25 protein-coding genes are annotated in these 24,623 nt (G+C 72.9%); 7 read left to right on the top strand and 18 right to left on the bottom strand.

Going from position 1 to position 24,623, the window contains the following annotated elements:
* The first annotated feature begins 156 nt into the window (after positions 1-156).
* On the top strand, positions 157-924 hold the full coding sequence (locus ACFQPS_RS16320; RefSeq protein ID WP_377360280.1) for a hypothetical protein: 768 nt from the start codon (positions 157-159) through the stop codon (positions 922-924).
* A 33-nt stretch (positions 925-957) separates the two neighbouring features.
* Here the strand turns inward: ACFQPS_RS16320 and ACFQPS_RS16315 are convergent, their stop codons facing one another.
* The 6 genes from ACFQPS_RS16315 to ACFQPS_RS16290 form a co-directional block, all read right to left on the bottom strand.
* Positions 958-1,647: a capsid assembly protein gene (locus ACFQPS_RS16315; RefSeq protein WP_377360279.1), complete on the bottom strand. Its 690-nt coding sequence runs from the start codon at positions 1,645-1,647 to the stop codon at positions 958-960.
* Positions 1,648-1,708: 61 nt separating this feature from the next.
* Positions 1,709-1,999 (bottom strand): Bbp19 family protein, encoded by a 291-nt coding sequence (locus ACFQPS_RS16310; RefSeq protein WP_377360278.1) that lies wholly within the window; start codon positions 1,997-1,999, stop codon positions 1,709-1,711.
* Positions 1,996-3,552, bottom strand: coding sequence for a portal protein (locus ACFQPS_RS16305; protein WP_377360277.1), 1,557 nt, complete (start codon positions 3,550-3,552; stop codon positions 1,996-1,998). The genes ACFQPS_RS16310 and ACFQPS_RS16305 overlap by 4 nt, the downstream gene beginning before the upstream one ends.
* A 2-nt stretch (positions 3,553-3,554) precedes the next feature.
* Complete coding sequence (locus tag ACFQPS_RS16300) at positions 3,555-3,830, bottom strand: hypothetical protein (RefSeq protein WP_377360276.1); 276 nt, start codon at positions 3,828-3,830, stop codon at positions 3,555-3,557.
* A gap of 14 nt (positions 3,831-3,844) precedes the next feature.
* A complete protein-coding gene (locus tag ACFQPS_RS16295; protein ID WP_377360275.1) occupies positions 3,845-4,315 on the bottom strand; it encodes a hypothetical protein in 471 nt (156 codons plus the stop codon).
* 80 nt (positions 4,316-4,395) lie between these two features.
* Complete coding sequence (locus ACFQPS_RS16290) at positions 4,396-4,767, bottom strand: hypothetical protein (RefSeq protein ID WP_377360274.1); 372 nt, start codon at positions 4,765-4,767, stop codon at positions 4,396-4,398.
* Between the two features lie 161 nt (positions 4,768-4,928).
* Between ACFQPS_RS16290 and ACFQPS_RS16285 the strand changes: the two genes are divergently transcribed.
* Positions 4,929-5,573 carry a S24 family peptidase gene (locus ACFQPS_RS16285; protein WP_377360273.1) on the top strand — a complete coding sequence of 215 codons (645 nt, stop codon included), beginning with the start codon at positions 4,929-4,931 and terminating at the stop codon, positions 5,571-5,573.
* A gap of 235 nt (positions 5,574-5,808) precedes the next feature.
* On the opposite strand, the gene ACFQPS_RS16280 is transcribed toward ACFQPS_RS16285, so the two are convergent.
* The 4 genes from ACFQPS_RS16280 to ACFQPS_RS16265 form a co-directional block, all read right to left on the bottom strand.
* The gene (locus ACFQPS_RS16280) at positions 5,809-6,213 is read right to left on the bottom strand and encodes a tellurite resistance TerB family protein (RefSeq protein ID WP_377360272.1); all 405 of its coding nucleotides are present in this window, start codon (positions 6,211-6,213) and stop codon (positions 5,809-5,811) included.
* Positions 6,214-6,544: 331 nt separating this feature from the next.
* Positions 6,545-6,754: a hypothetical protein gene (locus tag ACFQPS_RS16275; protein WP_377360271.1), complete on the bottom strand. Its 210-nt coding sequence runs from the start codon at positions 6,752-6,754 to the stop codon at positions 6,545-6,547.
* Between the two features lie 226 nt (positions 6,755-6,980).
* Positions 6,981-8,669 carry a hypothetical protein gene (locus ACFQPS_RS16270; protein ID WP_377360270.1) on the bottom strand — a complete coding sequence of 563 codons (1,689 nt, stop codon included), beginning with the start codon at positions 8,667-8,669 and terminating at the stop codon, positions 6,981-6,983.
* Between the two features lie 65 nt (positions 8,670-8,734).
* Complete coding sequence (locus ACFQPS_RS16265) at positions 8,735-11,575, bottom strand: ATP-dependent DNA helicase (protein WP_377360269.1); 2,841 nt, start codon at positions 11,573-11,575, stop codon at positions 8,735-8,737.
* A 257-nt stretch (positions 11,576-11,832) separates the two neighbouring features.
* On the opposite strand from ACFQPS_RS16265, the gene ACFQPS_RS16260 reads away from it, so the two are divergent.
* The 3 genes from ACFQPS_RS16260 to mtgA all read left to right on the top strand — a co-directional run bounded on the left by ACFQPS_RS16260 (position 11,833) and on the right by mtgA (position 14,980).
* Positions 11,833-12,471: a peptidoglycan-binding domain-containing protein gene (locus ACFQPS_RS16260; protein WP_377360268.1), complete on the top strand. Its 639-nt coding sequence runs from the start codon at positions 11,833-11,835 to the stop codon at positions 12,469-12,471.
* Positions 12,472-12,716: 245 nt separating this feature from the next.
* On the top strand, positions 12,717-14,165 hold the full coding sequence (locus tag ACFQPS_RS16255; RefSeq protein ID WP_377360267.1) for a sensor histidine kinase: 1,449 nt from the start codon (positions 12,717-12,719) through the stop codon (positions 14,163-14,165).
* A 119-nt stretch (positions 14,166-14,284) separates the two neighbouring features.
* Positions 14,285-14,980, top strand: a complete 696-nt coding sequence (gene mtgA / locus ACFQPS_RS16250; protein ID WP_377360266.1) for a monofunctional biosynthetic peptidoglycan transglycosylase — start codon at positions 14,285-14,287, stop codon at positions 14,978-14,980.
* 21 nt (positions 14,981-15,001) lie between these two features.
* Here the strand turns inward: mtgA and ACFQPS_RS16245 are convergent, their stop codons facing one another.
* On the bottom strand, positions 15,002-16,894 hold the full coding sequence (locus ACFQPS_RS16245) for a calcium-binding protein (protein ID WP_377360265.1): 1,893 nt from the start codon (positions 16,892-16,894) through the stop codon (positions 15,002-15,004).
* A 179-nt stretch (positions 16,895-17,073) separates the two neighbouring features.
* Positions 17,074-17,946, bottom strand: a complete 873-nt coding sequence (locus ACFQPS_RS16240; protein ID WP_377360264.1) for a hypothetical protein — start codon at positions 17,944-17,946, stop codon at positions 17,074-17,076.
* Positions 17,947-18,096: 150 nt separating this feature from the next.
* On the opposite strand from ACFQPS_RS16240, the gene ACFQPS_RS16235 reads away from it, so the two are divergent.
* The gene (locus tag ACFQPS_RS16235) at positions 18,097-19,701 is read left to right on the top strand and encodes a lysine--tRNA ligase (protein WP_377360263.1); all 1,605 of its coding nucleotides are present in this window, start codon (positions 18,097-18,099) and stop codon (positions 19,699-19,701) included.
* Positions 19,702-19,728: 27 nt separating this feature from the next.
* On the opposite strand, the gene ACFQPS_RS16230 is transcribed toward ACFQPS_RS16235, so the two are convergent.
* Genes ACFQPS_RS16230 through ACFQPS_RS16220 form a run of 3 tightly spaced genes read right to left on the bottom strand, consistent with a single transcriptional unit; the run spans position 19,729 to position 21,120 of the window.
* Positions 19,729-20,253, bottom strand: a complete 525-nt coding sequence (locus ACFQPS_RS16230; RefSeq protein WP_377360262.1) for a PIN domain-containing protein — start codon at positions 20,251-20,253, stop codon at positions 19,729-19,731.
* The gene (locus ACFQPS_RS16225) at positions 20,207-20,476 is read right to left on the bottom strand and encodes a UPF0175 family protein (RefSeq protein WP_377360261.1); all 270 of its coding nucleotides are present in this window, start codon (positions 20,474-20,476) and stop codon (positions 20,207-20,209) included. Before ACFQPS_RS16225 ends, ACFQPS_RS16230 begins: the two co-directional genes overlap by 47 nt.
* Positions 20,473-21,120: an AAA family ATPase gene (locus ACFQPS_RS16220; RefSeq protein WP_377360260.1), complete on the bottom strand. Its 648-nt coding sequence runs from the start codon at positions 21,118-21,120 to the stop codon at positions 20,473-20,475. The genes ACFQPS_RS16225 and ACFQPS_RS16220 overlap by 4 nt, the downstream gene beginning before the upstream one ends.
* 180 nt (positions 21,121-21,300) lie before the next feature.
* On the opposite strand from ACFQPS_RS16220, the gene ACFQPS_RS16215 reads away from it, so the two are divergent.
* Positions 21,301-21,936, top strand: coding sequence for a MarC family protein (locus tag ACFQPS_RS16215; RefSeq protein ID WP_377360259.1), 636 nt, complete (start codon positions 21,301-21,303; stop codon positions 21,934-21,936).
* 31 nt (positions 21,937-21,967) lie between these two features.
* Here ACFQPS_RS16215 and ACFQPS_RS16210 read toward each other — a convergent pair whose 3' ends face one another.
* From ACFQPS_RS16210 to ACFQPS_RS16200, 3 genes are all read right to left on the bottom strand, one after another.
* On the bottom strand, positions 21,968-23,551 hold the full coding sequence (locus ACFQPS_RS16210) for an L-lactate permease (protein WP_377360258.1): 1,584 nt from the start codon (positions 23,549-23,551) through the stop codon (positions 21,968-21,970).
* A gap of 150 nt (positions 23,552-23,701) precedes the next feature.
* Entirely contained in the window at positions 23,702-24,067 is a 366-nt protein-coding gene (locus ACFQPS_RS16205; RefSeq protein ID WP_377360257.1) for a histidine triad nucleotide-binding protein, read from the bottom strand.
* 66 nt (positions 24,068-24,133) lie between these two features.
* Positions 24,134-24,496 (bottom strand): phosphoribosyl-ATP diphosphatase, encoded by a 363-nt coding sequence (locus ACFQPS_RS16200; protein WP_377360305.1) that lies wholly within the window; start codon positions 24,494-24,496, stop codon positions 24,134-24,136.
* Positions 24,497-24,623 lie beyond the last annotated feature (127 nt).

Below are 24,623 nucleotides of genomic sequence, written 5' to 3'. Positions count from 1 at the left end.
CCCGCTGCCATCCCCGCTGCCATGCCTGCCGTTCCGCTTCCACCGCCGGAGCGGCTGTAACAGGGCGCAGGGTCCCCCGTTGCGCCAGGACCGAACGGCGGCGCTGGACAAGCGCGCCCGGCACCGGGACACTCCCGCCCACCGCGAGGGGGTTCCATGACAGACAGTTCCACCGCCGCCATCCCGGGCCTCGGCCTGGCCCCGTCCTTCCACACGCCGCTGTTCGTGCCGGACTATCCGCCGATGCAGGGCGACGGCTGGGTCGTGCAGCGCGGCGGCATGGTGCTGAGCCGCGGCTACTGGAGCGGCCTCTGGCTGGTGGAAGGGCTGGCCGCCCTGGTCCGGCTGGAGCCGGAGGGGCCGCGCTCCTGGATGTCGATCACGCCGATGGAGCTGGAAAGCCAGGAGATCGGCATCGCCGCCGCCTGCGGCCATACGGTGGTGATGGGGCTGGGCATGGGCTGGGCCGCCGCCAACACCGCCCTGAACCCGCGGGTCGGGCGGGTCACCGTCGTCGAGCGCGACCCGGCGGTGATCGCGCTGGAGCGGGAGATCGGCGTGTTCCGCCAGCTTCCGCCGGACGCCGCGGCGAAGCTGACGGTGGTGGAGGGCGATGCGCTGACGTGGCGCGGCGCGGCCGACTTCCTGATGCCGGACATCTGGCGCCCCCTGAACGGCCCCGGCCGGGAGGAGGAGGTGCGCCGCATGGTCGAGAACACCGGTGCCGCGGGCGTCTATTTCTGGGGTCAGGAGATGGAGCTTGCCCGGCGCGCCCGGACCCTGGGCCAGTCGCTGGAGGAGCCGAAGGCGGCCATCGCCCTGCACGCCATCGCCGCCGACTGGCGCCTGCCGCTGGCCGGCCCCGGGCTGTCCGGTTATGCGGGAAAGGTGGCCGCCGCCGCCCGCCAGTGGCTGCGCGACTGACCGGCGGCGGGCGGGACGGACCGGGACGGGGCATCAGCTCCCGTAGGCGCGGCGGAAGCCCTCCGTCACCTGGGCGATGAAGCCGGGGTCGCGGTCGCGCCAGTAGCGCGGATCGCCGACCATGCGGTGCAGGTCGGCCGCGTCGCCCGCGCCGGTCCCCCCACCGGGCAGGGCCGCAGGCTCCGCCCCCGTCATCATCCGGTGCAGCGCCAGCACGCCGTCCGCCGTGCCGGCCAGGGCAGCGACGACCGGGGCCGGCAGGTTGCGCCCGGCCCAGGCCAGGATCTGCTGCGACACGGCGGCCCAGCCCTCCGGCCCGCCGAAGCGGGCGACCAGCCGGTCCAGCTCGCGTTCGGCCTGGAACTCGGCCGCCATCTCCCCCAGGAGCGGCACCAGCCGCTCCGCCGCCAGATCGTAGAGGAGCTGCGCCTGATCGGGCGTGAAGCCGGCGGCGTGCAGGCGGGCGTTGATCTCCGGGTCCGGGGCGAACAGGCCGTGATCGCAGGCGATGCAGTAGCCCTCCGCCGTCTCCGGCGGGGCCGGCCGCGCCGCCGGCGGCGCGGCGCCCAGGCGCTTCTCCAGCTCCAGGTAGGACTTCAGCAGCGCCTCCAGCCGGACGGCACCGGCGCGGGCGTCCCAGAACTTCTCCGGGACGTGCGGCGGACGGGCGGCGGCGGACGGCGCCTCCGCGGCGGGGACGGACGGGGCGGCGGTCTCGGTCATGGCGGGTCTCCAGCGGGATCGGGTCAGGGGCAGGATCGGTCAGGCCAGAATCGGTCAGGGGTCAGGCCGGGGCCGCGCGGCCGCGGGCGGCCAGGGTCTCCAGGTGCAGCACCAGGGCGCGCTGGCCCTCCAGATGGCGCAGGGCGGCGTCGCCCGCCTCCGGCCCGAGTGCGCGGCCGAGGGTCAGGCGGCGCAGATGCGCCAGCAGGCGCTGGCCGTCGCTCCCGGCGAACAGCCGGGCACAGGCGCGGGCCAGTTCCAGGCTTTCCACCGGCGGGGCGGCGGCGGGGAGCACGGGCCAGGGCCAGCCGGGGGACGGGTCCGGCAAGTCAAGCGTGACGTCGGCGGTCATGGCGGGTCTCCAGGGGGCGGATCTCCGGCGGTCGGGGACAGGGACGGGACGGCGGGCGGGGTCAGCAGGGCGGCCGGCACGCCGGCGGCATCGGCCAGGAAGCGGGCGCAGGCCTCCAGGTCCACGGCCCGCATCGCCGCGTCGCCCAGGCCGGTGACGCTCTCCAGCCAGCGCAGCACGGCTTCGGCGTCGCGCCGCTGCTGCGCCCGCGCCAAGGGCGAGAGGATCTGCACGGCGACCATCCGCCCGTCGGCGGCCAGATCCGGCACCGCCCCGCGCCGGCGCAGCAGCGACAGGCAGCGCCGCACCAGCGGCACCAGCAGTTCCGACTGGAGCCGGCCGTAGGTGGCGCCCAGCATGCGCGCCATCTCGGCCGAGCGTTCCAGCACCTCCGTCGCCGTCATGCGCGGCCCCTGCACGGGCCCCAGCCGGTCGGCCAGCAGCGCGTGCCGGATGCGCGCCCGCAGATCGTCCAGCACGAGCTGGGAGACGTCGAAGCGGCCGGGACTCGCCAGCGGGGTCAGCCCGGCCGAACCCACCGCCTTGGGGATGATGGTGCCCGGCACCAGCCGGATGGTGCCGGGGTTCAGCACCCCGTCATCGTCCGCCTGCCAGATGCCGGTGACGGCGACGGAGGCGTTCTTCAGGACCAGCTCCACCACCTTGTTGGCGGTGCGGATGTCGGGCAGCGCCTTCATCACCGGGCTGCGGCCATAGACCTCGCCCGGCGCCCTCATCCAGCGGAAGGCGATGAAGGGCGGCTCCGCGAAGCGGCCCTCCGCCAGCAGCACGGGCGGGTCGTCCTCCAGCACGACGGCCCAGCGGCAGGCGCCGCCGCCGGGATCGGGCAGCACCGCTTCCACCACCGCGGCGCAGGCGTCGGGGTCGCTGGCGCTGCGGCGGCGCAGCGCCTCGGGCAGGGCATCCGTCCCGAAGCGGGCGGCAAGCTGCGCCAGGGTCGGGGTCAGGCGGCGGAACACCGTGTCCAGCCGCCCCTCCGCCCCCTCCTCCAGCACCAGGTCGGCCAGGGGCACGGCCGTGAAGCGCAGGGCGGAAGGAGCCCCCGGCGGCGCCTCCTCCACCAGCAGGCAGCCGGTGCCGCCGGTCACCACGTCGAGGAAGGCCTGATGCGCCTCCACCGCGAAGTTGGAGCGGTCGAGATGCGCCTGGAGATCGGCCGAGGCACGCTCCAGCAGGGGCGCCACCAGGGCGCGCTCGGCCGCGGTGAGGTCGGGACCGGGAGCGAGGCCGACCCAGCGCGACCAGGGTGGGGTGAGCTGCGCCAGCAGGCTGGCGGCGAGCTGATCGGCGGCGTCCGCGGCGGTGCCGTCGAACAGCAGCTCGCCGCGCCGCTCGCCCGGGCCCGCGTCGCGGGTGAAGCGGGCGTTCTGCGGCAGCACATGGTCGTAGCAGTCCTGCCAGAGCGGTTCCCAGGCGGTGCGGCGGGCGCGGGCGGCGGCATGCCGGCGCAGCACCAGGGCGGCCAGCCCGTCCGGGGGGCGGGGACCGGGACCGGACGCGGGGCCGGAGGCGGAAGTCGGGGCGTCCGGCATGCTCATTCCCCCAGCAGGCGGCGCCGCACGGGCGCATAGGCGCCGGGGGTCAGCACCCCGCGCCAGGAGGTCAGCACCGTGCCCGCCCGGCCGGCGGAGCGGCGCAGCAGGCTGCGCTCCGCCTCGGCGTCGGGGTCGGGGGCGGCGCCGGTGGAGGTCGTCCCCGTGGGGGCGACGGGGGTGGGCGCCGCCGGCGCGGCCGGAACGGGCGGGGCCGGCGGCGGGGTGGCGGGCAGCGCCGCCCTGCGCGGCTTGGGCGAGGAGATCAGGCGGGCCATCGGGCGGTCCTCCGTCAGGGGCGGGGCGGGCAAGGGCTGGGCGGACAGGGGTTGGGCGGACAGGGGTTGGGCGGGCCGGAAAGCCGGCGGTAGAGCTGCCAGGGGGTCAGGACCCAGGGCGCGTGCAGCCCCAGCACCCGCTTCACCGCCTCCACGCAGGTGAAGGGGGCGGGCGGGGCCGGACGGGCGGGCACCGCGGGCGTCGCCTCCAGCACGGTCAGGCCGTGGTCGCGGAACCAGCCGGCAAGGTCGAACGCCGCCGGCACCGGCTGCACCGCCACCTCCGTGCGGGGCGACAACGGGTCCAGCGTGACCCAGTGCGCGCCGTCGCACAGCGCGACGAAGACATGCCGGAAGCCGGGCCGCAGCAGCCGCACCCAGCGCGGCTGCCGCCCGTCGCAGAAGACGACGAGGGCGCGCAGCGGCGCGGGGAAAGGGGGGCCGCCGGGCGCGTCGGCGGGCGGTACCGGCAGCGCGGGCGGCAAGGGCGCGGGCACCGGGGGCGCGGGCACCGGGGGCGCGGGCACCGGGGGCGCGGGCACCGGGAGCGCGGGCGCGGCGGGGGTCATTGCACGATCCCCTTGCCGCGCAGCACCGGGTCCAGCCGCTCCAGCGCCTCGTGCCAGAGCGTGGCGGCCCGCTGTTCGTGCCGCCGCGCCGGGTCCGGCGCCAGCAGGCGGCGGCCGTAATGCACCAGAACGTGCAGATGGTCGCGCACCAGCCGGCGCTGGCGGTACAGCCGGTCCACGACGCGGGCGACGTCCACCGGCTCGCAGGGGCGGGCGACCTCGCCCAGCCCGGCCCGGACACGGGCACCGGACAGCCTGGCCTCGTGCGCCTGGACGAACCAGAACCACGCCTCCTCCACCGTGGCGAAGGGGACCGACGGCAAGGTGGAGACAAAGGGGGGGCATGGCGCGGAATGGTCGCGCGGCATGGCAACCTCGCTGCATATCAGAGGGTTATGGAGGGGGAGCGGAGCGCCGGGGCGGACGATGGGCGCCGATACCTCTGTATCCCAGGACCACATCCCCAAGTCAAGCGATTTATGAATATGATCCTAGGGACGGATCGAACCGGACGTGGGATACTTATCCCATGATCAAGCATGCCGAAATCTGGCGGGCGATCGACCGCCTTGCCGCCCGTCATGGGTTGTCCGCCTCGGGCCTGGCCAAGCGGGGCGGGCTCGATCCGACGACGTTCAACCGCTCCAAGCGGATGACGCATGACGGCAAGCTGCGCTGGCCGTCGACGGAGAGCCTCGCCAAGGTGCTGGAGGCGACGAACAGCACCTTCGCCGATCTGGTGGCGCTGGCCGGCGACGGCCCGGTCGGGCAGGCCGCCCCGGTCCAGATCCAGCGGGTGCCGGTGATCGGCTATGCCCAGGCCGGCAGCAACGGCTTCTTCGACGATGCCGGCTATCCCGTGGGCAATGGCTGGGACGAGCTGGAATTCCCGCACCTGGGCGACCCCAACGCCTATGCGCTGGAGGTGTCCGGCGACAGCATGGAACCGGTCTACCGCGACGGCGACGTCATCATCGTCTCCCCCGGGGCCAGTGTGCGCCGGGGCGACCGGGTGGTCGTCCGCACCCGGGAGGGGGAGGTGATGGCGAAGCAGCTCGCCCGCCTGACCGCCACCCGCCTGGAACTCCAGAGCCTGAACAAGGCGCACCCCGACCGCACCCTGCCGATGGCGGAGGTGGCCTGGATGGCGCGCATCCTGTGGGCCAGCCAATAGGCCGCAGGCCGCAGGCTGGGACGGCACGCAGGACCCGAACCTAGGATATTTTTCTCTGACCGCGATCGGGTGGGCGCCCCCTGCCGGGAAGAGGCGAACGGCCGGATGGCGAGCAGGCGGATGGTGAACGGGCGGATGCCGTGCGGAACGTCACCCGCCCCTCCCCCCCCCCCGGAGGCCCACGCCTCAGGGGGACGATGGGGACGGAGGAAGCCCCGTCAGGGCACCATGGGGGTCAGGGCACCATGTGCCGGGCGCGGGCGCCGCGCTCGATGGCGGCGGCGTTCAGCCGGTCCAGCTCCAGCCCGTGCCGGATCAGCTCCAGCATCCGCAGTTCCTCCTGGCTGGCCTTGCCGTCGGCGGCCACCACCTCGCAGGCCAGGGCATAGGCCGTCTCGCGCATCTTCACCGGCAGGCCGGCCTTGATGGCGTGCAGCGCCTGGTCCAGCCCGTCCTCGTCATTCACGAGCGCGGTACATTCGCGGGCGACGGTGGTCAGCTCCCGCAGTTCGAAACCGCGGAAGGCAGGGAGCAGGCGCACCGTATCGGCGATGGTCTTCAGCTCGGGATCGGTCATGTCGCCGTCCGAAGCGGAGACGAGGACCATGGTGTAGATCAGCGCGCGGTGATGGTCGATCATGGGGGTCCTTGGCATGGAAAGAGCCCCGGCCACCGCCGGGAGGGGGCCCGACAGGCCGGGCCGGATGGGACGGGCCTGCACCGGGCCGCCGGGGAAACAGGCAGCCTGACGCCGCCACGGCCGGGATCGGCGCGCCGGCCACAGCTATGGTGCCCCCACCCCGCCGTCAAGGGGGGCCGGCCAGGGGCGGCAAAGGGAGAACGTGCGGAATGAGGGATCGTTGCCGGCGCCACCGGCAACGGCTCCGTCGGCGAAGGTTCGCTGGCAGAGGTTCGCTGGCAAGGGCCTGGCTGGTGACGGACCCGACGATGAGCAAACGCGGTCAGGGGGGTCAGCGGCCGGAGCGGGCGGTCCTGCGGATCGGCTCATGATCCGGCTTCGCGTCGGTCCGCGCCTCGGGCAGACGCTGCTCGCGGCCCGCCCCTGCGTCCTGGTGGACGCTGATCAGACCGGCCACACGCTCCAGACCATCACGCAGATCACGGCGGAATTCCCGTTCCATCTGCTCAGACATCCCGTACCGACGCGCAACGCTCACCATGCTCCGCTCCTCGATACGCCGGTGCGGCCAGGGGCCCGGAAGGGGTGCCCCGACACCGGCATGATGCCCGCCCGGACCGGTGTAGACCGGTCTGGCGCCAGCGGTCTGGTGCGCACCGGTTCTGCCACGCCCCGGACACCGCCGCCTTCCCGACACCCCCGGACAGCCTGCCGGCAGGGTGCCCGCGGAGGGGCGGCGGACACATGAGGATGGGTACACCCTATCCTCAGTCAAGAGGCGGCCAGACAAGGCCGCCGAGTCTGGCAGAAATACCATGGGCGGCCACAAGACGCCAGCGCCGCGACCGCCCCCTGTCCGCCCGGGTATCCAGGGTCGCCAGTTCCCAAGGCTCCGGACGCAGGGACAACAGCAGGGCCTGCTGCCCCGGCCCGAGGTGCAGTTCCTTCGCCGGTTCCCCTGGTTCCTTCCACAACGCGATCTGCCGCATCGGCGGGGCGCCGGGCTCCTGGGAGCGGCGGATCATGCCGATCGAGGTGAGCGTCAGCACGGAAGAGCCCGGATCCTCGGCCAGCACCGTGGCGTACCGGCCGGGCCACCGCCGCTCAAGCTGCGGCCCGTCCATCAGCAGCGCGATGACAAGGTTGGGGCCGATCGCGTTGACCGCCGGCAGCACCGGATCGACGCGGGCAAGATCCTCGCAGATCAGAACCGACAAGGTGGTGTCCCGCCGCACGACGGTGAAATGGCAGACCCGCCGGCTGACATCGATCTGCTCCCACCAGAGGCAGGTCGGATCGAGAAGGTGACCGAGGTGGTATTGACGCACCTGCGGCTTGTCCAGGCGCCAACGATGGTGCTTCGCCTGACTCCAGGACTGACCGACGGCCTGCTTGAAGAAGCGGAAGGTCATCGCTTCGTTGCGGGGGCGCTCGGCACTGCCGCCGATCGCGCCGGACACGAACAGTTCAAGCCCGGCCATGTCGGGGTCCCGGGCCAGAAGGTCCGCCACCGCCCCGGCCTGCGCCTCCAACAGGGCGGACTCCGGCAGGACGATGCCGTGGATTTCCGCAGCCTCCCGCCGCGCCGCATGAACGAGGGTCCGCAGGAAGTCCACGATGGTATCCGCAGAAACAGGCTCCCCCGCGGCATCGTGCAGCCAGCCGGGCACAAGGCGGAAGAAGCGCGCCTTGTCATCCGCCCAGCGGTCGCACGCCTTGAAGTCCTCGGCACGGATGGCATACGGCAGCGGCACCAGCAGCAGGTTCAGCGGCCGGTCATCCTTCTGGGCCGGGCGGCCGAAGCCCATGCGCCACTGCGTCTCGACGATTCCGCGGCCGGGCAGCAGTGCGATGTGATGCGTCAGCGACCGCAGGGTACAGCCCACGCGGGGCGTGTTCGTCTTGGGCTGGACGCAGGCCACGTCAGGCGGAACAAGACCCGTGCAGAGGCTGACCGGCAGATGCGGCAGCAGTCGGGAGGCGTCGGGAGCCGTATCCTCGACGCCGACATACTGCTGGAGGAAGACCCAGGCGACAGCGTTCTCCTCCTGGTCGGGGACGAAGCCGATGTTCCGGCACGCCTCGTCGGCGGTGGCGAGCAACCGGACGGCGGCAGCCTGCCAGGGCCGCAGCCCGTCCGGGTCGCGGGAAGCGACCCGTTCCTCCGCTCCGTCCACCAGGACCCGCCAGAGGTCACTGACACCCCTCGGCGTCCGCCAGTCCCGGCGCCAGGCACGGCCCAGTTCGACGACCTGGTTCACATAGTCGTTGGAAAACAGATAGTCCCTCGACCATCCGGCCATGCAGGCGGGATGGGCGTAGGTCCCGTTCATCTCCACCAGCATGGCCGCCACGGCGAAGACGTCCGGCGGCCACCAGGGGCAGGTGCCGAAGCGGGACCGGGTGCCGCCGCTGCCCCTGGGCAGGACCAGATTCAGGACGTCCTTCACACGCATCGGGGGAATTTCCGGCCCAGGCCACGCCCCGAAGATCATGCAGCAGGAACCCGCCACCGTCCAGGTCAGGCTTCCCCGTCCGGAATCGCGCCGGCCTGTCCGTCCGGGTGGACCAGGAAGGCGCGGGTGGCGCGGACGGCCTCGGCAAGGCCGACGCGGTGCAGCTCCACCCCCTCCGGGAAGGCGCCCCGCAGGCGGGAGGGCATCATCGGGTCCAGCAGCACGAAGACGCCGGTGTCGTCGGCGCGGCGGACCAGCCGGCCGAAGGCCTGGCGCAGGCGCAGCCGGGTGATCATGTCGTCGTAGCGGCGGGCGCGGGCCTTGCGGTCGAAATATTCCCGCCGCGCCCGGTGCAGGATGTCCGGCCGCGGCCACGGCACCCGGTCGAAGACGATCAGCCGCAGCGAACGGCCGGGCACGTCCACCCCGTCGCGCACGGCGTCCGTGCCCAGCAGGCAGGCATCGTGCTCGCCGCGGAAGATGTCCACCAGGGTCGGCACGTCCATGCCGTCCAGGTGCTGCGCCAGGAGCGGGATGCCCGCCTGCTCCAGCGGCAGGGCGATCTTCTCATGCACCGCCTTCAGCCGCGAGATGGCGGTGAACAGCCCCAGCCCGCCGCCGCCGGCGGCCAGGAACAGCTCCCGGTAGGCGGCGGCGACCTGGGCCAGATCGTCCTTGCGCACGTCGGTGACGACCAGCACCCGTGTCTGCCGTGCGTAGTCGAAGGGCGACGGCACGGTGGCGCGCAGCGCCGGCTTGCCCAGGTGGACGGCGCCGGTGCGCTGCTGCGCCGCCTGCCAGTCCTGCTCCACGTCGCCGGTGCCGTCCGTCAGGGTGGCGGAGGTGACGACCATGCCGTGCGCCTGGGCGCCGACGCTGGCGGCGAAGGGCACGGTGGGATCGACCCAGTGGCGGTACATGCCGACATCCACGTCGCGGCCGTCGATGCGTTCGATCCCGAACCAGTCCACGAAGGCGGGCGGCGTCTCCCCGCCCAGTTCCTGGAGCATCTGGCGCCAGCCGGCCACCTCCATGGCGGCGCGGCGCTTCAGGCTGCGCGAGACGGCGTCGAGGCGCCGCCGCGTCTCCGCCTCCAGCTCGTCCGCCCCCTCGTCCAGCATCTCCGCCAGCCGGGCGGACAGCGCCTCCAGCGGGCGGATCAGCTTCTGAAGGGCGGAATCCAGCTCGGCCGCCGCCTCCAGCAGCCCCTCCACCGGTGGCCGCGCCTCCGTCTCCAGGCTGTAGGGGCCGTCGGCGCCGGCGGCGCGGGCATAGACCTGCTGCCGCACCAGGGCCAGGAACCGTTCCACCGGCCCCTGCGGCTCGCCGCCGTGGACGCGCTGGCCCCAGGCCTCGCCCGGAAGCTGGCGGGCGGCGTGGGCGATGTGGTCGAGGAGCTGCACCGCCTCCTCGTCGCCGCCGATCAGATCCTCGACCCGGCGGCGCAGGCCGCGCGCGCGGGAGCGGCCGGAGACCTCCGCCCCCAGCAGCCAGCGGCGCAGCTCCGCCGTCTCCACCGCCGTCAGATGGCCGGCGAAGGCGTTGTCGGCGGCATCGAAGACATGGTGCCCCTCGTCGAACACGAAGCGGCTGGGCACATAGGCGTCATCGCCCCCGCCCAGCGCCGCCTGCACCATCACCAGGGCGTGGTTGGCGACGACGATGTCGGCCCGCCGGGCCCGGCGCACCGACTTCTCGATGAAGCATTTCTGGTAGTGCGGACAGGCGCTGAAGACGCATTCGCCGCGCCGGTCGGCCAGCCCCAGCGTGCGGCCGCGGCCCAGCAGGTCCACCAGCCAGCCGGGGAAGTCGCCGCCCTGCATGTCGCCGTCCCGGGTCACGGCGACCCAGCGCGCCATCAGCCCCATGGCGACGGCGACCTGCGGCATGGTCCGGGCCGCGGCCGACGCCTCCTCCAGGTTCAGCAGGCAGAGATAGTTCTCCCGCCCCTTGCGGATGACGACCTTGCGGGCCTTCTTCTCCGGGTCGGGGTGCAGCCGGTCCAGTTCCTTGTCAATCTGGTGCTGGAGCTGGCGGGTGTAGGTGGAGATCCAGACCGGCCCCTTGTTCTTCTCCGCCCACAGCGTCGCGGGCGCGAGATAGCCCAGGGTCTTGCCGACGCCGGTCCCGGCCTCCGCCAGGACCAGGTTGGGGGCGCCGGGCAGGTCGCGCGGGGTGAAGGCGTGCGTCACCGCGCTGGCATAGTCGGACTGCTGCGGCCGCGGCTCGGCATTGCTGCCGGCGGCGACCAGCTCGGCCAGCCGGCGCCGCGCCTCGGACGGGTCCACGGCCAGATGGCCGGGCGGCGGCTCCGGCGCCTCCGCCTGCCAGTCCTTGATCCGGGCCCAGACCTGGAAGGCGCGGCGCTCGCGGTCGCCGGCGGGGCCGTGCGGCTCGCCCAGCGCGGCCAGCACGGCGGGCGTCCACGCCCACTCCCCCATCGCCCAGGCGACGGCGGCCGGGTCCAGCCCCGCCTTGCCGGTGCGGTCGGGACGCTCGGGGTCGGTCAGTTCGGCCAGCAGGCGGCGCGCGGCGGCGACCAGGGCCAGCGCCTCCCCCTCGGCGTCGTGCGGCCGGGGCAGCCCCAGCGCCTCGGCCAGCCCGCGCGGGGTCGGCAGGCAGAAGCTCGCCGGCCGCACGAAGGCGAACAGCTCCAGCAGGTCGAAGGCGCGCAAGGAGTCCAGCCCCAGCTTCCGCGCCACCGCGCGGGCATGGCAGAGCAGCAGCCCGCCGGCGCCCAGGCTGCCGCGGCGCAGCCGCTCGGCCGCCGCGTCGCGGCCCAGGCTCTCCACCTCGCCGTCGGGGGTGAGCAGGGTGACGCTGCGGGCGCCGACGACCAGGGCGGGAACGTCCGGCAGCAGCAGCCGGTGCCGGTCGGGGGCGGCAAGGGCGGAAGTGGGGTCCATGCGGTCGAGCGCGTCCGGGGACCGCCGGCGGCGGCCGGGGTCGGGGCCGCAGTATAGGGGCGGGGGCCGGTCACGGCACCAACAAAAGGTGAACGGGGGGCCGGGGTGGCGGACCTCCCCCGAAAGGGCGGCGGCATGGAACCGGCCTCCCGGCTGTTGCGGCGACGTCGGTCCGGAAATGCGTCCGGCGGACCCGTCCGCCGCGGCCTTCCCGGTCCCGGCCAACCCCATGGAAGAGCATGAGAGAGGAACGCATCATGACAGCCTTGCTTCCCGCCGCGGCCCGCCTTGCCGCCGCTCTCGCCGCCGGCACCCTGCTCGCCGGTGCCGCCGTCGCCCAGACCGGCCAGGGCATGGGCACGGACCAGTCCCAGGCGACCGGGTCCATGCAGTCGGGCCAGTCGGGCCAGTCGGGCCAGTCCGGCGCGCCGGCCGGCATGGATCAGGAGAAGGTGCGCAAGCTCCAGCAGGCGCTTCAGGAGAACGGCCAGGAGATCGCGGTGGACGGCGCCTGGGGCCCGAACACCCGCCGCGCCGTGCAGGCCTTCCAGCAGCAGGAAGGCATCGAGGCCAACGGCCAGCTCACCGAGGAGACCCTGACGGCGCTGGATCTGGATGCCGAGGAGTTCATGTCCGGGTCAGAACCCTCGGTCGGGTTGGGCCAGGGCGGGTCAGGATCGTCGGACGCCCTGGGCAACGACACCCTGGGCACCGGCTCGACCGGCAGCGGGTCCACGGGCAGCGGGTCCATGGGCGGCAGCTCGACCGGCAGCGACTCCCCGGCCGGCAGCCCGCTGGGCAGCGGCGCGCCCGGCTCCACGGGTTCGACCGGCAGCAGCACGGGCAGCACCGGGAGCAGCGGCGGCGGCCAGGGGCAGCGTCCGGGGGGCGGCTGAGACCGCACGGCCCCTGACCATGGCGTGACAGCGTCATGACATCGTGATGGGAGGGGGGCGGCCGTGCCTGGATGCGGCCGCCCTTTCCATGACCGCCCTCAGGTACGGGCGCGCCGCACGCCACCGTTCCGCAGCCTCTGGCCGTTCGCGGGCTGATTTACGATTAGACTTACTGCAATTTACATAAAAATGTATATGTTTGCCCGTAGTTCATAAGGGGATATGGCGGGCAGGGCGACGGGGCAATGCAACTTGATGTCGGGACGATCTTCGCCGCGATCAGTCTGGTTTCCGCCGCCCTGGCTCTGGGGCTGGGACTCTTCTGGTTCAGCAACCGCAACCTGGCGGGGGTAGGGCTCTGGGCTCTGGGGGGCGCCACCGTCGGCGCCGGGACCTGGGGACTGGCCCTGCGGGGCATCATTCCCGACGTGCTTTCCATCGCCGTGGCGAACAGCGCCATCCTGGCCGGCCTCCTGCTGATCTGGGCCGGGCTGCGCCGCTTCAACGGCCGCCCGGTGCCCTGGGCCCTGGGGATCGCGGCCACCCTGGCGACGGCTGTCAGCATGTTCTGGCTGAGCGCGGTGCGGGACGACATCGTCGCCCGCGTGGCCGTGAACGCGGCCACCCTGACCGTCGGCTACCTGCTCTGCGCCCGGGAGTTCGTGCCGCCCCGCGGGCAGCGGATCACCCTGACCGACGGCATGGGGGTGGTGGCCCTGCTCGGGTTGTCGGTGCTCTATGCCGTGCGCCTGGGACAGGCGCTGCTGCACCCGGAATCCCTCCCGCTGGACCGGATGACCGCGTCAAGCCCGGAGAGCGTGCTGGCGGCGCTGACGCTCTCGCTGCTCTTCGTCCAGGCCCTGCTGCTGCTGGCGAACCGCCGCCTGCGCGAACAGATGCGCCATCTGGCCGAGCAGGCCGACCGCCAGCGCCTGCGCGCGCTGGAGAGCAGCCGCAGCAAGACCGAATTCCTGGCCATGGTCAGCCATGAGTTCCGCACGCCGCTGAACGCCATCATCGGCCTGTCGGAGCTGGGGCACACCCTGCCGCCGGCCGGCCCCGAGGGCGGCCGGACACGGGAGTACTTCGCGCTGATCCATGAGAGCGGCAATGCCCTGCTGGATCTGGTGAACGACCTGCTGGACCTGTCCAAGGTGGAGGTGGCGAAGCTGCACGTCACCCCCGAGGCGGTGGACCTGGGCGGGGTGATGGCGGCGGCGCTGCGGCTGGTGCGGCAACGGGCGGACGCGCGCGGCCAGATCCTGCGGGTGGACATGCCCGGCCTGCCGCCGGACTGCCGGGCCGATGCCCGGGCGCTGCACCACATGCTGGTCAACCTGCTGACCAACGCGCTGAAGTTCACGCCCGACGGCGGCAGCGTCACCCTGTCGGCGCGGGCCGTGCCCGGCGGCACGACGGTGACGGTGGCGGACACCGGCCAGGGCATCCCCGTCGACCAGATCCCCCGGCTGCTGCTGCCGTTCGAGCAACTGGACAACAGCTATGGCCGGTCCGGGGAGGGAACCGGGCTGGGCCTCGCCCTGGTGGAGGCGCTGGCGCGGCTGCACGGCGGCCATCTGGCCCTGGACAGCCGCCCCGGCCAGGGCACCACCGCCACCATCTTCCTCCCCGCCGCCCAGACGGTCACCCTGCCGGACGCCCGGCCGGAGGAACCGCCGATCGCCGCGGCCTGATCCCCCCGGACGGAAGCGCCGGGAGGGAATCCGGAACGGGGGAAGCCGCCACCCGTGACCCGGACCGTTGCGCGCTGCGTTGTACCCAACACCCCCGCCTGTTGGGTATACCGTCTTCGATGTCGATGATCCCCCGCCTTCTCCGCCGGATCGCCGCCGTGCTGGCGGGCCTTGTCCTGCTGCTGGTCGCCCTGGCCGTTTCCTACCGCTGGGTGCCGCCGCCGGGCTCGCCGCTGATGGCGATCCGTCTGGCCCAGGGCGCCCCCGGCATCGACCGGCGCTGGGTGCCGCTGGAGGCCATCTCCCCGCATCTGGTCGCCGCCATCGTGGCATCGGAGGACAGCCGCTTCTGCGCCCACCACGGCATCGACTGGGACGCGGTCGAGGCCGCCCGTGCCCACAACGAGGCCGGCGGGCGGCTGCGCGGGGCCAGCACGCTGAGCATGCAGACGGCGAAGAACGCCTTCCTCTGGCCCGACCGGACCTGGCTGCGCAAGGGGGCGGAACTGGGATTCACCCTGCTGATCGAGGCGACCTGGCCGAAACGGCGCATCGCCGAGGTCTATCTGAACCTGGCCGAATGGGGCGACGGCATCTTCGGGGCGGAGGCCGCGGCCCGCCGCCATTTCGGCAAGCCCGCGGCCGGTCTCTCGGCATCGGAGGCGGCGCTGCTGGCCGCCGTGCTGCCGAACCCGCGCCGCTGGTCGCCGGAGCGACCGACGGCCTATATCCGCAACCGCGCCGCCACCATCGAACGCCGCATGGCGATCGTCCGCCGCGACGGTCTGGCCGCCTGCATCCTGGACCCGGCCTGACCGCAGCGCCGGCGGGCGGAATCAGCCCAGGAACCAGTCGGAGCCGGGGCCGCCATAGAGGACATGGACGACGCCGCGACCACCCTCCGCGTCCGGGTCGGACAGGGCGATGTCGTCATAGCCGTCGCCGTTCACGTCGCCCAACCCGGCCACCGCCTCGCCCGCCCCTTCGATCACCAGCCCCTGCCCGCGCGGCAGCAGCCAGGGATTGATCACGCCCGAGGCCCCGACCTGCGGCCCGCCGAACAGCAGCACGGTCTCGCGCACGGCCGGCAGGGCGGTGTCGCTGCGCACGCTGCCCAGCAGGATGTCCGCATAGCCGTCGCCGTTGACGTCGCCGGCCGAGGCGGCGTCACGGTTGGCCGTATCCAGGATGGCGAAGCCGGTGCTGCCGTCCAGCCGGGAGGCGCGCAGTACGTCCACCCCCGACAGGGCGCTGCCGCCGAAGACGACATAGGCCTGATCGGTGACGACCAGCAGGTCCTCCACCCCGTCGCCGTTCACATCGCCGGCATTGCGCACGACGGCCGGCGCCCCGCCGCCGCTGAGGAAGCGGAAGCCGTCGTAGGTGGCGGTGTCGCGCAGATCGACCGGGCCGCCGGCGCCCAGCCCGGGGCTGCCGAACACGACGAAGACGTCGGAACTGTCGTAGAAATCCTCGATGCCGGGGTTCGATCCGGCGAAGACCAGATCGTCGATGCCATCGGCGTTGATATCGAGGGCCGCGACGGAAGGTGTGTAGACGCCGGCGGACGTCGGCACGTCGAACCCCCGGAAGACGGCCCCCTGCCCCGGCTCCAGATCGGTGGGCGAGAACGGATCGGCGAAGTCCTGCCCGCCGAACAGCACGGTCAGGGTGGTGAGGCCGGAAGAACCGGAGATGGAGCCGAGGATCAGGTCCGTCCGCCCGTCGCCGTTGACGTCGGCGCCGCGCCCGTCCGGCCGGGCACGGCCGATGTCCACGGCGAAGCCCACCGTGTCCTCGGGCGCGGGCTCCAGCACGGCCCCGCGCGGCGGCGTCCGCAGATCGACCGTCGTGCCGAAGCCGCCGTCGCGGCCGTACAGCACGAAGGCGAGCGGGTTCTCGTCGCCGAAGGCGAAGCGCTGCACGTAGGACGGGGCGGCGACGACCATGTCGCCGATGCCGTCGCCGTCCAGATCGCCGACCCCGGCGATGGTCTCACCCAGCCAGTTGAATGCCTCCAGCCCGCCGGCCGTCAGCTTGGTCGCCCCCTCCCTGGTCAAGAACAGTTGCACCGGGTCCAGCGGCCAGATCGGCGTTCCGTAGACGATATAGGCCTCGCCCACATCCTCCGTCGGCGGATAGTCCGCCTGGACGCGGTCGGCCCCGCGCGCCCCGATCAGCACGTCCGCCAGTCCGTCGCCGGTCACATCGGCGCCGTGCAGCGCCCGCCCGGCCAGGTCGCCGGGCTGCGCCCCGACGATGCGGAAGCCGAGCCCGGCATCGCCGCTCAGATCGGCGACCTGCCGGGTGCGGGTGAGGTCCAGCCCGTGGTCGCGGAAGCGGAGCTGTTCGATCCCGCGCAGACGGTCGGTGCCTTCGTCGGTGAAGCGGCTGGAGGTGTCCACCACGTAGAGCCAGCCCTCGACCCGGTAGAACTCAAACTCCCGGAACTCGCCATCCCAGTAGGCCTTGTCCCAGCCCGCGCCGCCATCGAGCGTGTCGTCGCCGATCCCGCCCAGGAACAGGTCGTAGCCGGCGCCGCCCGCCAGCAGATCCTGCCCCCGCCCGCCATAGAGCCGGTCGTCGCCCGTGCCGCCATAGAGCGTGTCATCGCCGTCCCGGCCCTTCAGGATGTCGTTGCCCCCCAGGCCGCGGATCAGGTCGCGGCCGCTGCCGCCCTCGATGATCTCATTGCGCGCCGTCCCCTGCCGTACCGTCCACCCAGACATGCCGTGCCCCCCTTCCCGGTGTCGTCCGTCGTCCTCAGGAACCCCGGGGCACGGGCGGCGGCCCAGGGTTCGGTGGCGCTAGAACCGGTGGGGTAAGCCGGGCAGGATTGCACACGCAAAGCGTGAAGAACGGACACGCCGGAGACCGGACGCCCGAGGTCGGATGCCGGACGGGCCGGTCACGGCCCCTGCCGCCGCGGCAACAGGCCGCCGATCAGCACCTCGGCCAGCCGGGCGATCAGCCACAGGGTCAGCAGCGGCAGCACGACGATCTTGATGGCGTAGGCGACCGTCAGGTCCACCACCGCGTCCGCCAGCGACGCCGCCCCGGCGATGGCCCGGTTGATCTGGGCGGGGATGTCGTTGGCCTGACGGAGCGTCTCCAGCATGCCGCCCGTCTCCCCGGTCCCCTCCGCGGTCGTTCCGGCGCTGTCGAGGCCCGGAAGCTGGATCGCGCGGAGCCGGGCGTCGCCGGACTCCAGCAGCGGGTCCACCAGCCGTTCGGCCACCGCCTCCGTCGCCATCACCGTGACGGGCAGCCCCAGCTTGGCGATGGCGGCGGCCAGCAGCAGGATCAGCCCCGCCCGCCGCATGGCGGCGCCGGCGCTGCCCGGAAGCCAGAGCGCCGCCGCGGCCAGCACCAGCCCGGCCGGCAGCAGCACGGCGAAGCCGTAGAGGTCCCCCGCCTGCACCAGCAGCACGCTGCCGGTGAGCGCCACCGTCGCCGTCAGCATCACGGAGGAGAAGCGTTCCACCAGATCGTTCAGCGGGTCCAGCGCCTGCCCGGGGGAGACGGTGCCCTGCGCCACCACCACGCCTCCCGTCACCTCCGTGGACTGGAGCACGGAGATGACGGCGTTCAGCGCGCGGGCGGTGCCGAACAGGGCCGCCGCCCGGGTCAGGTTGGCCTCCAGCCGCTCCTGGCCGGCCTGGGCCGGCGTGGTCGGCAGCAGGGCGCGCTCCGCCCGGTCGAACAGGCCGAGCCAGGCGACGACGGCGACCGCGAGAAACAGCAGCGTGGTCCCCGGCCGGGACCGCAGGAACTCCAGCATCGGCGCATTTCCTCCTTCGCCGCGGGGCCCCGCCGCCCCCGCGGTCCGTGCAATCCAGGCGGGACGGCGCAAGGGCCGGCGCCCCGTTGACCGTCGCGGGCGCCGGCCCTAGGGTGCCCGACCTTGGTTTCCCTTGATATGGTGGAAGAAATGTCCGGCGAACACGAACTGGCGATGCAGGCGAAGGCTTGGCCGTTCGAGGAAGCGCGCAAGCTCGTCGCGCGCTACGCCGACAAAAAACCCGCCAAGGGCTATGTGCTGTTCGAGACGGGCTACGGCCCCTCGGGCCTGCCGCACATCGGCACCTTCGGAGAGGTGGTGCGGACCACCATGGTGCGTCAGGCGTTCCAGCGCATGCTGCCGGACGTGCCGACGCGGCTGTTCGCCTTCTCCGACGACATGGACGGGCTGCGCAAGGTCCCCGGCAACATCCCCAACCAGGAGATGGTGGCGCAGCATCTGGGCAAGCCGCTGACGAAGGTGCCCGACCCGTTCGGCAAGTTCGAGAGCTTCGGGCACCACAACAACGCGATGCTGCGCGGCTTTCTCGATTCCTTCGGCTTCGAGTACGAGTTCCAGTCGTCCAGCGACTGGTACCGCTCCGGCCGGTTCGACGCCGCCCTGCTGAAGGTGTTGCAGCACTACGACGAGATCATGGCCGTGATGCTGCCCACCCTGGGGGAGGAGCGGCAGCAGAGCTATTCGCCCTTCCTGCCGATCAGCCCGACCAGCGGCCGCGTGCTCCAGGTGCCGATCCTGGAGCGCAATGCGGACGCCGGCACCATCGTCTTCGCGGACGAGGACGGCCGCAAGGTCGAGCTTCCGGTCACCGGCGGCAACGTGAAGCTCCAGTGGAAGCCCGACTGGGGCATGCGCTGGTCCGCCCTGGGCGTGGACTATGAAATGTCCGGCAAGGACCTGATCCCGTCGGTGGAACTGGCCGGGAAGATCTGCCGCATCCTGGGCGGCCAGCCGCCGGAGGGCTTCAACTACGAGCTGTTCCTGGACGAGAAGGGCCAGAAGATCAGCAAGACCAAGGGCAACGGCCTGTCGGTGGAGGAGTGGCTGCGCTACGCCCCGCCGGAGAGCCTCGCGCTCTACATGTTCCACAAGCCGCGGGCAGCGAAGAAGCTGTACTTCGACGTCATCCCGCGCGCCGTGGACGACTATCTGACCTTCGTGGAGAAGGTCGACGGGATGGAGCCGGCGCAGAAGCTGGAGAATCCCGCCTGGCACATCCACAACGGCCGCATCCCGGACGGTGTGAAGGGAACGGCGGGGCTGTCGTTCGGCCTGCTGCTGAACCTCGCGGGTGCGGCGAACGCCGAGAACGCCGAGGTGATGTGGGGCTTCATCCGCCGCTACGCCCCCGGCGCCAGCCCCCAGACGACGCCCTTCCTGGACCGTCTGGTCGAGCACGCGGTCGCCTACTACCAGGACTTCGTGAAGCCGACGAAGCGTTACCGCGCCCCGTCGGAGCAGGAGCGGGCGGCGCTGGCCGACCTGCGCGGCGTGCTGGCCGGCCTGCCGGCGGGCGCCGCGGCCGAGGCGATCCAGAACGAGGTGTTCGAGGTCGGCAAGCGGCACGGCTTCGCCGAGCTGCGCACCTGGTTCCAGGCGCTGTACGAGGTGCTGCTGGGCCAGACCAGCGGCCCCCGCATGGGCAGCTTCGTCCAGCTCTACGGCGTGGCCGAGACCATCGCCCTGATCGACCGCGCCCTGCACCCGCAGGCGACGGAGGCCGGGCTGGGCTGACGGGCCGGAGGGCGGGACCGGCGCGGGTCAGGTCGGCCTGATCCGCGCCATCAGGGCCTCCAGGAGACTACGGTTGATCCGCCCTCCGTCGCGGAGGGCGGTGAAGGCCAGTTCGGCTTCCTCCGTCGTCAGACGGCCGATCTGCCAAGCCGCAAGGATCAGGCCGACAGGCCCGATCGTGTCGATCCCCAGCGCGCAGGCGATCTCACGTCCTTTCCGTTCTTCGATCAACAGGGGTAGGCCGCGGTTCAGCGCAAGGGCGATGGCAGCGGCTTCCCCGGTGTGCAGCCCGCGTGACACTGCAAGCACGGGGGGAGCAACCATTACCCGGACAAACTCCTCGATCCCCTGTCCGGTGAGGTAGGCACCTTTTCCGCCACGACCCGCCTCCAGTTCCTCCAGGACCTCCAGCGGAACCACAATCCCCCTGGCGATCCGGCGCAACAGGCCGAAACCGTCGGGAATGCGCTCGAAAGAGATCAGCGGCCCCGTGTCGGAAACGAACTCACGCATCGCGGCGGTGGGCAAGCCGAGATGCGGCGGCCGCTTCATGCGCCAGGTCGGTTTCGTCCGCGGCGGGGAAGCCCAGGGCGGCCAGCCGGTCCTCGAACTCCCGGCGGCTCACGCCCATCAGGCGCCGCGCCTGATCGGGGGACAGACGGCCCTGGCGGAACAGGCCGGCGGCCAGCGTATCGCGGAGCGCCCCTTGATCGTTGCGGACATCGACGGGCAGATCGGCGGCGGCGGGGAGGTCGATGATGAGCTTCTCTGTCATGGCGGCTCTGCCCCTGCGCTTCGCCCCGGCGGCTTTCCGCTGGCAGCGGTCGGACGCGACGATGCTAGCACGGCAGGCGCCCCCACGACAGCGGGGGCAGACGCGGAACCCGCCAGCGACGACAGCACGATATCGGCGCGGGCCGGGGTCGCCAGCTTCGGCAATGGCAGCACCTCATACCCCAGGGCGGGGTAGGTCCGCAGAAGGCGCTCATGCTCCGCGACGGCGGCATCGAACCCGTGCCGGCGGTCGGGCTCGGTCACATGGATTTCCGGCCAGGGCGGCGCCATGAACATCCGCGGATGGTAGCGGTGCGCCGTGCAGAGCGGGCGCAGCACGGGATCGCCGGTCAGGGCCTCCAGCGCCGATGCGGCATCGACCAGGCCGCGGTCGAAGAAGACCCAGCCCTCCTGTGCCGCCGCCGCGACCGCCGCATGATCGGACAGCGCCATGTCGATCGCCCGGCGCAGGAAGGCGGCGAGATCGACCCAGGGCAGGGCGCTCCCGCCCCGGGCCGTCTCCTCGGCGATGATGCGGCGGCCGGGTTCCTCGACAACCGGATAGCCTCGCGCCTTCAGTTCGGCGAGCAGGGTGGACTTGCCGCCCCCCGAACAGCCGGAGATCACGACACGTCCATTCCTCACCGGACGCTCCTTTCCTGTACCGACGGGCGCGCGGCGCCGACCGCCGGCGCACGATGGACCCGGCCATGCCGGAACGGCAGGCGACCCCCGCGACGGCAGGGGGAGCGACAGGCCGGAAATCGCTGGACCCGTGTTCCGAATTGAGACAAGAGCATCCGTCCTGTCGCGGCGGAACCGTCCATGGAACCCTGGTCCGAATATTCACGCTTCATCGTTGCCCTGTTCGCCATGCTGACGCCGTTCGCGGCGATCCCGATCTTCCTGGGGCTGACGGAGGGGCGCACGGATGCGGAACGCAACCGCACCGCCGCCTCGGCCGCGCTGACGGTGTTCAGCGTGCTGGCCGGGTCCGCCTTCCTGGGCAACGCGGTGCTGGCCATCGTCGGCACCAGCCTGGACAGCTTCCGGGTCGGCGGCGGCATCGTGCTGCTGCTGATCGCGCTCAGCATGCTGAACGCCACCGTGTCGGCCGTGAAGCAGACCCCGACCGAAGCGGACGAGGCGGCCAGCCGCCACGCCATCGGCGTCGTGCCGCTGGGCCTGCCGCTGCTGGCGGGGCCGGGCAGCATCTCCGCCGTCATCATCGAGACGCAGCGCGGCAGCGGCTGGGAGCACACGGCGATCATCGTCGGGTCCATCTTGCTGGTCTGCCTCTTCATCTGGCTGGCGCTGCGTCTGGCCGTGCCGATCGGCCGGATGATGGGCCGGACCGGGCTGAACATCATGAACCGCCTGTTCGGCCTGCTGCTGGCCGCGGTGGCGGTGGAGATCATCTCCACCGGCCTGCGCAACCTGTTCCCCGGCTGGCTGGCCTGAGGCCGCGTCGCCCGGGCGGTCCCGGGTCCCCCTATCCCAGCGCGGCGAAGGCCCAGGTCAGGAGCCCGCCCAGCAGGGCATAGACGGCGCAGGGCAGCAGCGTCCGGCGCAGCACCTCGCCCTCCCGGCCGGCGATCCCGACCAGGGCGCAGGCGGCGATGATGTTGTGCGGGCAGATGATGTTGCCCACGGCGGCGCCGAAGTTCTGGCTGCCCAGCAGCGGCAGCACCGGCAGGCCCAGCGTCTGGGCCGTGGCCTGCTGGAAGTCGGTGAACAGGATGTTCGACGCCGTGGCCGAGCCGGTGACGAAGGCGCCCAGGATGCCGACCAGCGGCGCCAGCAGCGGCCAGACCGGCCCCAGCCCGGCGGCGGCCGCATCGGCCAGGGTGGTGATCATGCCCGAATGCACCATCAGCCGGGCCAGCGCCAGCATGGCCAGCAGCGCCAGCGCCACCGTCGGCAGCCGCGCCGCGGCCCGGCGCATGGCCCCGGCCAGGGTGCCGGCCCCCACCCCCTGGGCCAGCCCGCCCAGCAGGAAGCCGGCCAGCAGCATGGTGCCGGGATGGTACAGCGGCTCGACCCGGCCGCCGAAACCGCCGCTCATCGTCCAGTCCACGACGACCGCGCGCAGCGCCTCCTGCACCGGCGGCACCAGCCGCGTCGCCAGGATCAGCGCCAGCACCGCCAGATAGGGCAGCCCGGCCCAGAGCAGGCCCCGCCCGGACACCGCCCCCGCCGCGGCAGGCATGGCCGGGACCGGGGCGCCTGCCCTGCCCCCGTTCCCGCTGCGGCGCAGGATCAGCACGAACAGCAGCCCGCCGACCAGCGCGCCGCCCAGGGTCGGCAGTTCCGGCCCCACGGCGAAGGCCAGCGCCAGATAGGGCACGACGAACAGCAGCGCCGCCAGCGCCGCCCAGGGCAGCACCGTCCGCCCGGTCATGCCGGCGGCCAGCGGCCCCTCCGTCACGCGGGCGTAGCGGACCAGGAACAGCAGCATCACCCAGCCGCTCATGCCATGCAGCACGGCCACGGCCTGCGCCAGTTCCGGCCCGGTGAAGGGGGTCACGGCGATCTGCGGCAGCACCGGGGTGCCGACGGCGCCGAAGCTGACCCCGATGGCATGCCCCACCAGCGCCAGCGTCACCGCCTGCACCGGGGCGAAGCCGACCGCCACCAGCATGGGGGCCGTCAGCGCCGCCGGCGTGCCGAAGCCGGCCGCCCCCTCGATGAACAGGGCGAAGAACCAGGCCAGCAGGATCGCCAGCAGCCGCGGGTCGCCCGACAGGCCGGTCAGGCTGGCCCGGATGCGGTCCACCGCCCCCGTCGCCGTCTGGAGTTCGTGCAGGCAGAGAGCCGGGAAGATGATCCAGAGGATGGTGGCGGCAAGGAACGCCGCCTCCAGCGCGACGCCGCCGAGCCCGGCCGCCACCGAGGTGGACAGGGCCGCGGCACCGTCGCCGGCATCGGGCAGGGGAACCGCGACCTCGAACAGGGCGAGCGCCACGACGACGCCGAGGGCGAGGCCGACCCCCGCCGCGGTCGCGGCGGGGCGGCGGAACACCACCATCAGCACCAGGATGAGCAGGATCGGCGAGAGGGCGAGCAGCGGAAGCATGGCACCTCACGGGGAAGCTGCGGGAACGGAAAATCCTGCGCCGGAGGCCGCGTGGAAAGACCTGCGGCGGAGGCCGCGTGGGATTCCTGCGGCGGAGGCCGCGCCCGGTATCCTGGCGCGCGACGGGTGGGCCTGTGCACGGGCGGGCCGTCAGTCCGGCTGGACCAGCATCGGCCCCAGCGGCCTGCCGCCCAGGATGTGCAGGTGGAAGTGCGGCACTTCCTGATGGCTGTCGGGTCCGTGGTTGGCGATCAGCCGGTAGCCGGAATCCTCCACCCCCGCCTGCCGGGCGATCAGGCCGGCGGCACGGATGAAGTCCAGGATCTCCTCCGGCGTCGCCTGCTCGCTGAAATCGGCGAAGCTGGTATAGGGGCCCTTGGGGATGACCAGGACATGCGTCGGGGCCTGCGGCCGGATGTCGTGGAAGGCGAGGACGTGCCTGTCCTCGTACACCTTCTTGCAGGGGATCTCCCCGCGCAGAATCCGGGCGAAGATGTTGGTCGGATCGTAGGCCATGGGCTCCCTTTCACGGTCGGTTGGCTGCCGGTCGGTTGGCTGCCGGTCGGCTGGCGGCGCGGGCTCTCAGGCGTCGGCCTCCCCGGCCTTGCCCTTCAGCTTGCGGTTCTTCTTCTCCACGATGCCGCTGGTGCCGCGGCGGCCGTCCAGGATGGCGTAGACACGGGCCGGATCCAGGCCGGCATCGGCCCAGAGCACGAGCAGGTGGTAGAGCAGGTCCGCCGACTCCTCGGCCAGCTTGTCGGTGTCGCCGCGGATGCCCTCGATCACCGTCTCCACCGCCTCCTCGCCCACCTTCTGGGCGATCTTGGCGCGACCGCGGGCGAACAGCCGCGCCGTGTGCGACTGGTCGGGATCGGCGCCGCGGCGGGACAGGATCACCTGATGCAGCGCGTCCAGCACCCCGGCCCCGGCCGCGGGGTCCGGCACCCCGGCGGGCGGCACCCCGGCGGGCGGCACCGGGGCAGGCGGCGGCACCGCGGCCGGCACGGCGGCGGCGCGGTCGGCGCGGGGGCTGCCCGGTTTGCAGGGGTTGCGCGGTTTCTTCTGTCCGGCC

It is taken from the genome of Rhodocista pekingensis, assembly GCF_042665545.1.
GTDB lineage: Bacteria > Pseudomonadota > Alphaproteobacteria > Azospirillales > Azospirillaceae > Rhodocista > Rhodocista pekingensis.
The sequence above is the reverse complement of the archived record's forward strand: the minus strand, read 5'-3'. Positions and strand labels throughout refer to the sequence as shown.

Coding starts and splice junctions, on each gene's coding strand:
- ACFQPS_RS16320 (WP_377360280.1), top strand. CDS start 157: ATGACAGACAGTTCCACCGCCGCCATCCCGGGCCTCGGCCTGGCCCCG.
- ACFQPS_RS16315 (WP_377360279.1), bottom strand. CDS start 1,647: ATGACCGAGACCGCCGCCCCGTCCGTCCCCGCCGCGGAGGCGCCGTCC.
- ACFQPS_RS16310 (WP_377360278.1), bottom strand. CDS start 1,999: ATGACCGCCGACGTCACGCTTGACTTGCCGGACCCGTCCCCCGGCTGG.
- ACFQPS_RS16305 (WP_377360277.1), bottom strand. CDS start 3,552: ATGCCGGACGCCCCGACTTCCGCCTCCGGCCCCGCGTCCGGTCCCGGT.
- ACFQPS_RS16300 (WP_377360276.1), bottom strand. CDS start 3,830: ATGGCCCGCCTGATCTCCTCGCCCAAGCCGCGCAGGGCGGCGCTGCCC.
- ACFQPS_RS16290 (WP_377360274.1), bottom strand. CDS start 4,767: ATGCCGCGCGACCATTCCGCGCCATGCCCCCCCTTTGTCTCCACCTTG.
- ACFQPS_RS16285 (WP_377360273.1), top strand. CDS start 4,929: ATGATCAAGCATGCCGAAATCTGGCGGGCGATCGACCGCCTTGCCGCC.
- ACFQPS_RS16280 (WP_377360272.1), bottom strand. CDS start 6,213: ATGATCGACCATCACCGCGCGCTGATCTACACCATGGTCCTCGTCTCC.
- ACFQPS_RS16275 (WP_377360271.1), bottom strand. CDS start 6,754: ATGGTGAGCGTTGCGCGTCGGTACGGGATGTCTGAGCAGATGGAACGG.
- ACFQPS_RS16270 (WP_377360270.1), bottom strand. CDS start 8,669: ATGCGTGTGAAGGACGTCCTGAATCTGGTCCTGCCCAGGGGCAGCGGC.
- ACFQPS_RS16265 (WP_377360269.1), bottom strand. CDS start 11,575: ATGGACCCCACTTCCGCCCTTGCCGCCCCCGACCGGCACCGGCTGCTG.
- ACFQPS_RS16260 (WP_377360268.1), top strand. CDS start 11,833: ATGACAGCCTTGCTTCCCGCCGCGGCCCGCCTTGCCGCCGCTCTCGCC.
- ACFQPS_RS16255 (WP_377360267.1), top strand. CDS start 12,717: ATGCAACTTGATGTCGGGACGATCTTCGCCGCGATCAGTCTGGTTTCC.
- mtgA (WP_377360266.1), top strand. CDS start 14,285: ATGTCGATGATCCCCCGCCTTCTCCGCCGGATCGCCGCCGTGCTGGCG.
- ACFQPS_RS16245 (WP_377360265.1), bottom strand. CDS start 16,894: ATGTCTGGGTGGACGGTACGGCAGGGGACGGCGCGCAATGAGATCATC.
- ACFQPS_RS16240 (WP_377360264.1), bottom strand. CDS start 17,946: ATGCTGGAGTTCCTGCGGTCCCGGCCGGGGACCACGCTGCTGTTTCTC.
- ACFQPS_RS16235 (WP_377360263.1), top strand. CDS start 18,097: ATGTCCGGCGAACACGAACTGGCGATGCAGGCGAAGGCTTGGCCGTTC.
- ACFQPS_RS16230 (WP_377360262.1), bottom strand. CDS start 20,253: ATGAAGCGGCCGCCGCATCTCGGCTTGCCCACCGCCGCGATGCGTGAG.
- ACFQPS_RS16225 (WP_377360261.1), bottom strand. CDS start 20,476: ATGACAGAGAAGCTCATCATCGACCTCCCCGCCGCCGCCGATCTGCCC.
- ACFQPS_RS16215 (WP_377360259.1), top strand. CDS start 21,301: ATGGAACCCTGGTCCGAATATTCACGCTTCATCGTTGCCCTGTTCGCC.
- ACFQPS_RS16210 (WP_377360258.1), bottom strand. CDS start 23,551: ATGCTTCCGCTGCTCGCCCTCTCGCCGATCCTGCTCATCCTGGTGCTG.
- ACFQPS_RS16205 (WP_377360257.1), bottom strand. CDS start 24,067: ATGGCCTACGATCCGACCAACATCTTCGCCCGGATTCTGCGCGGGGAG.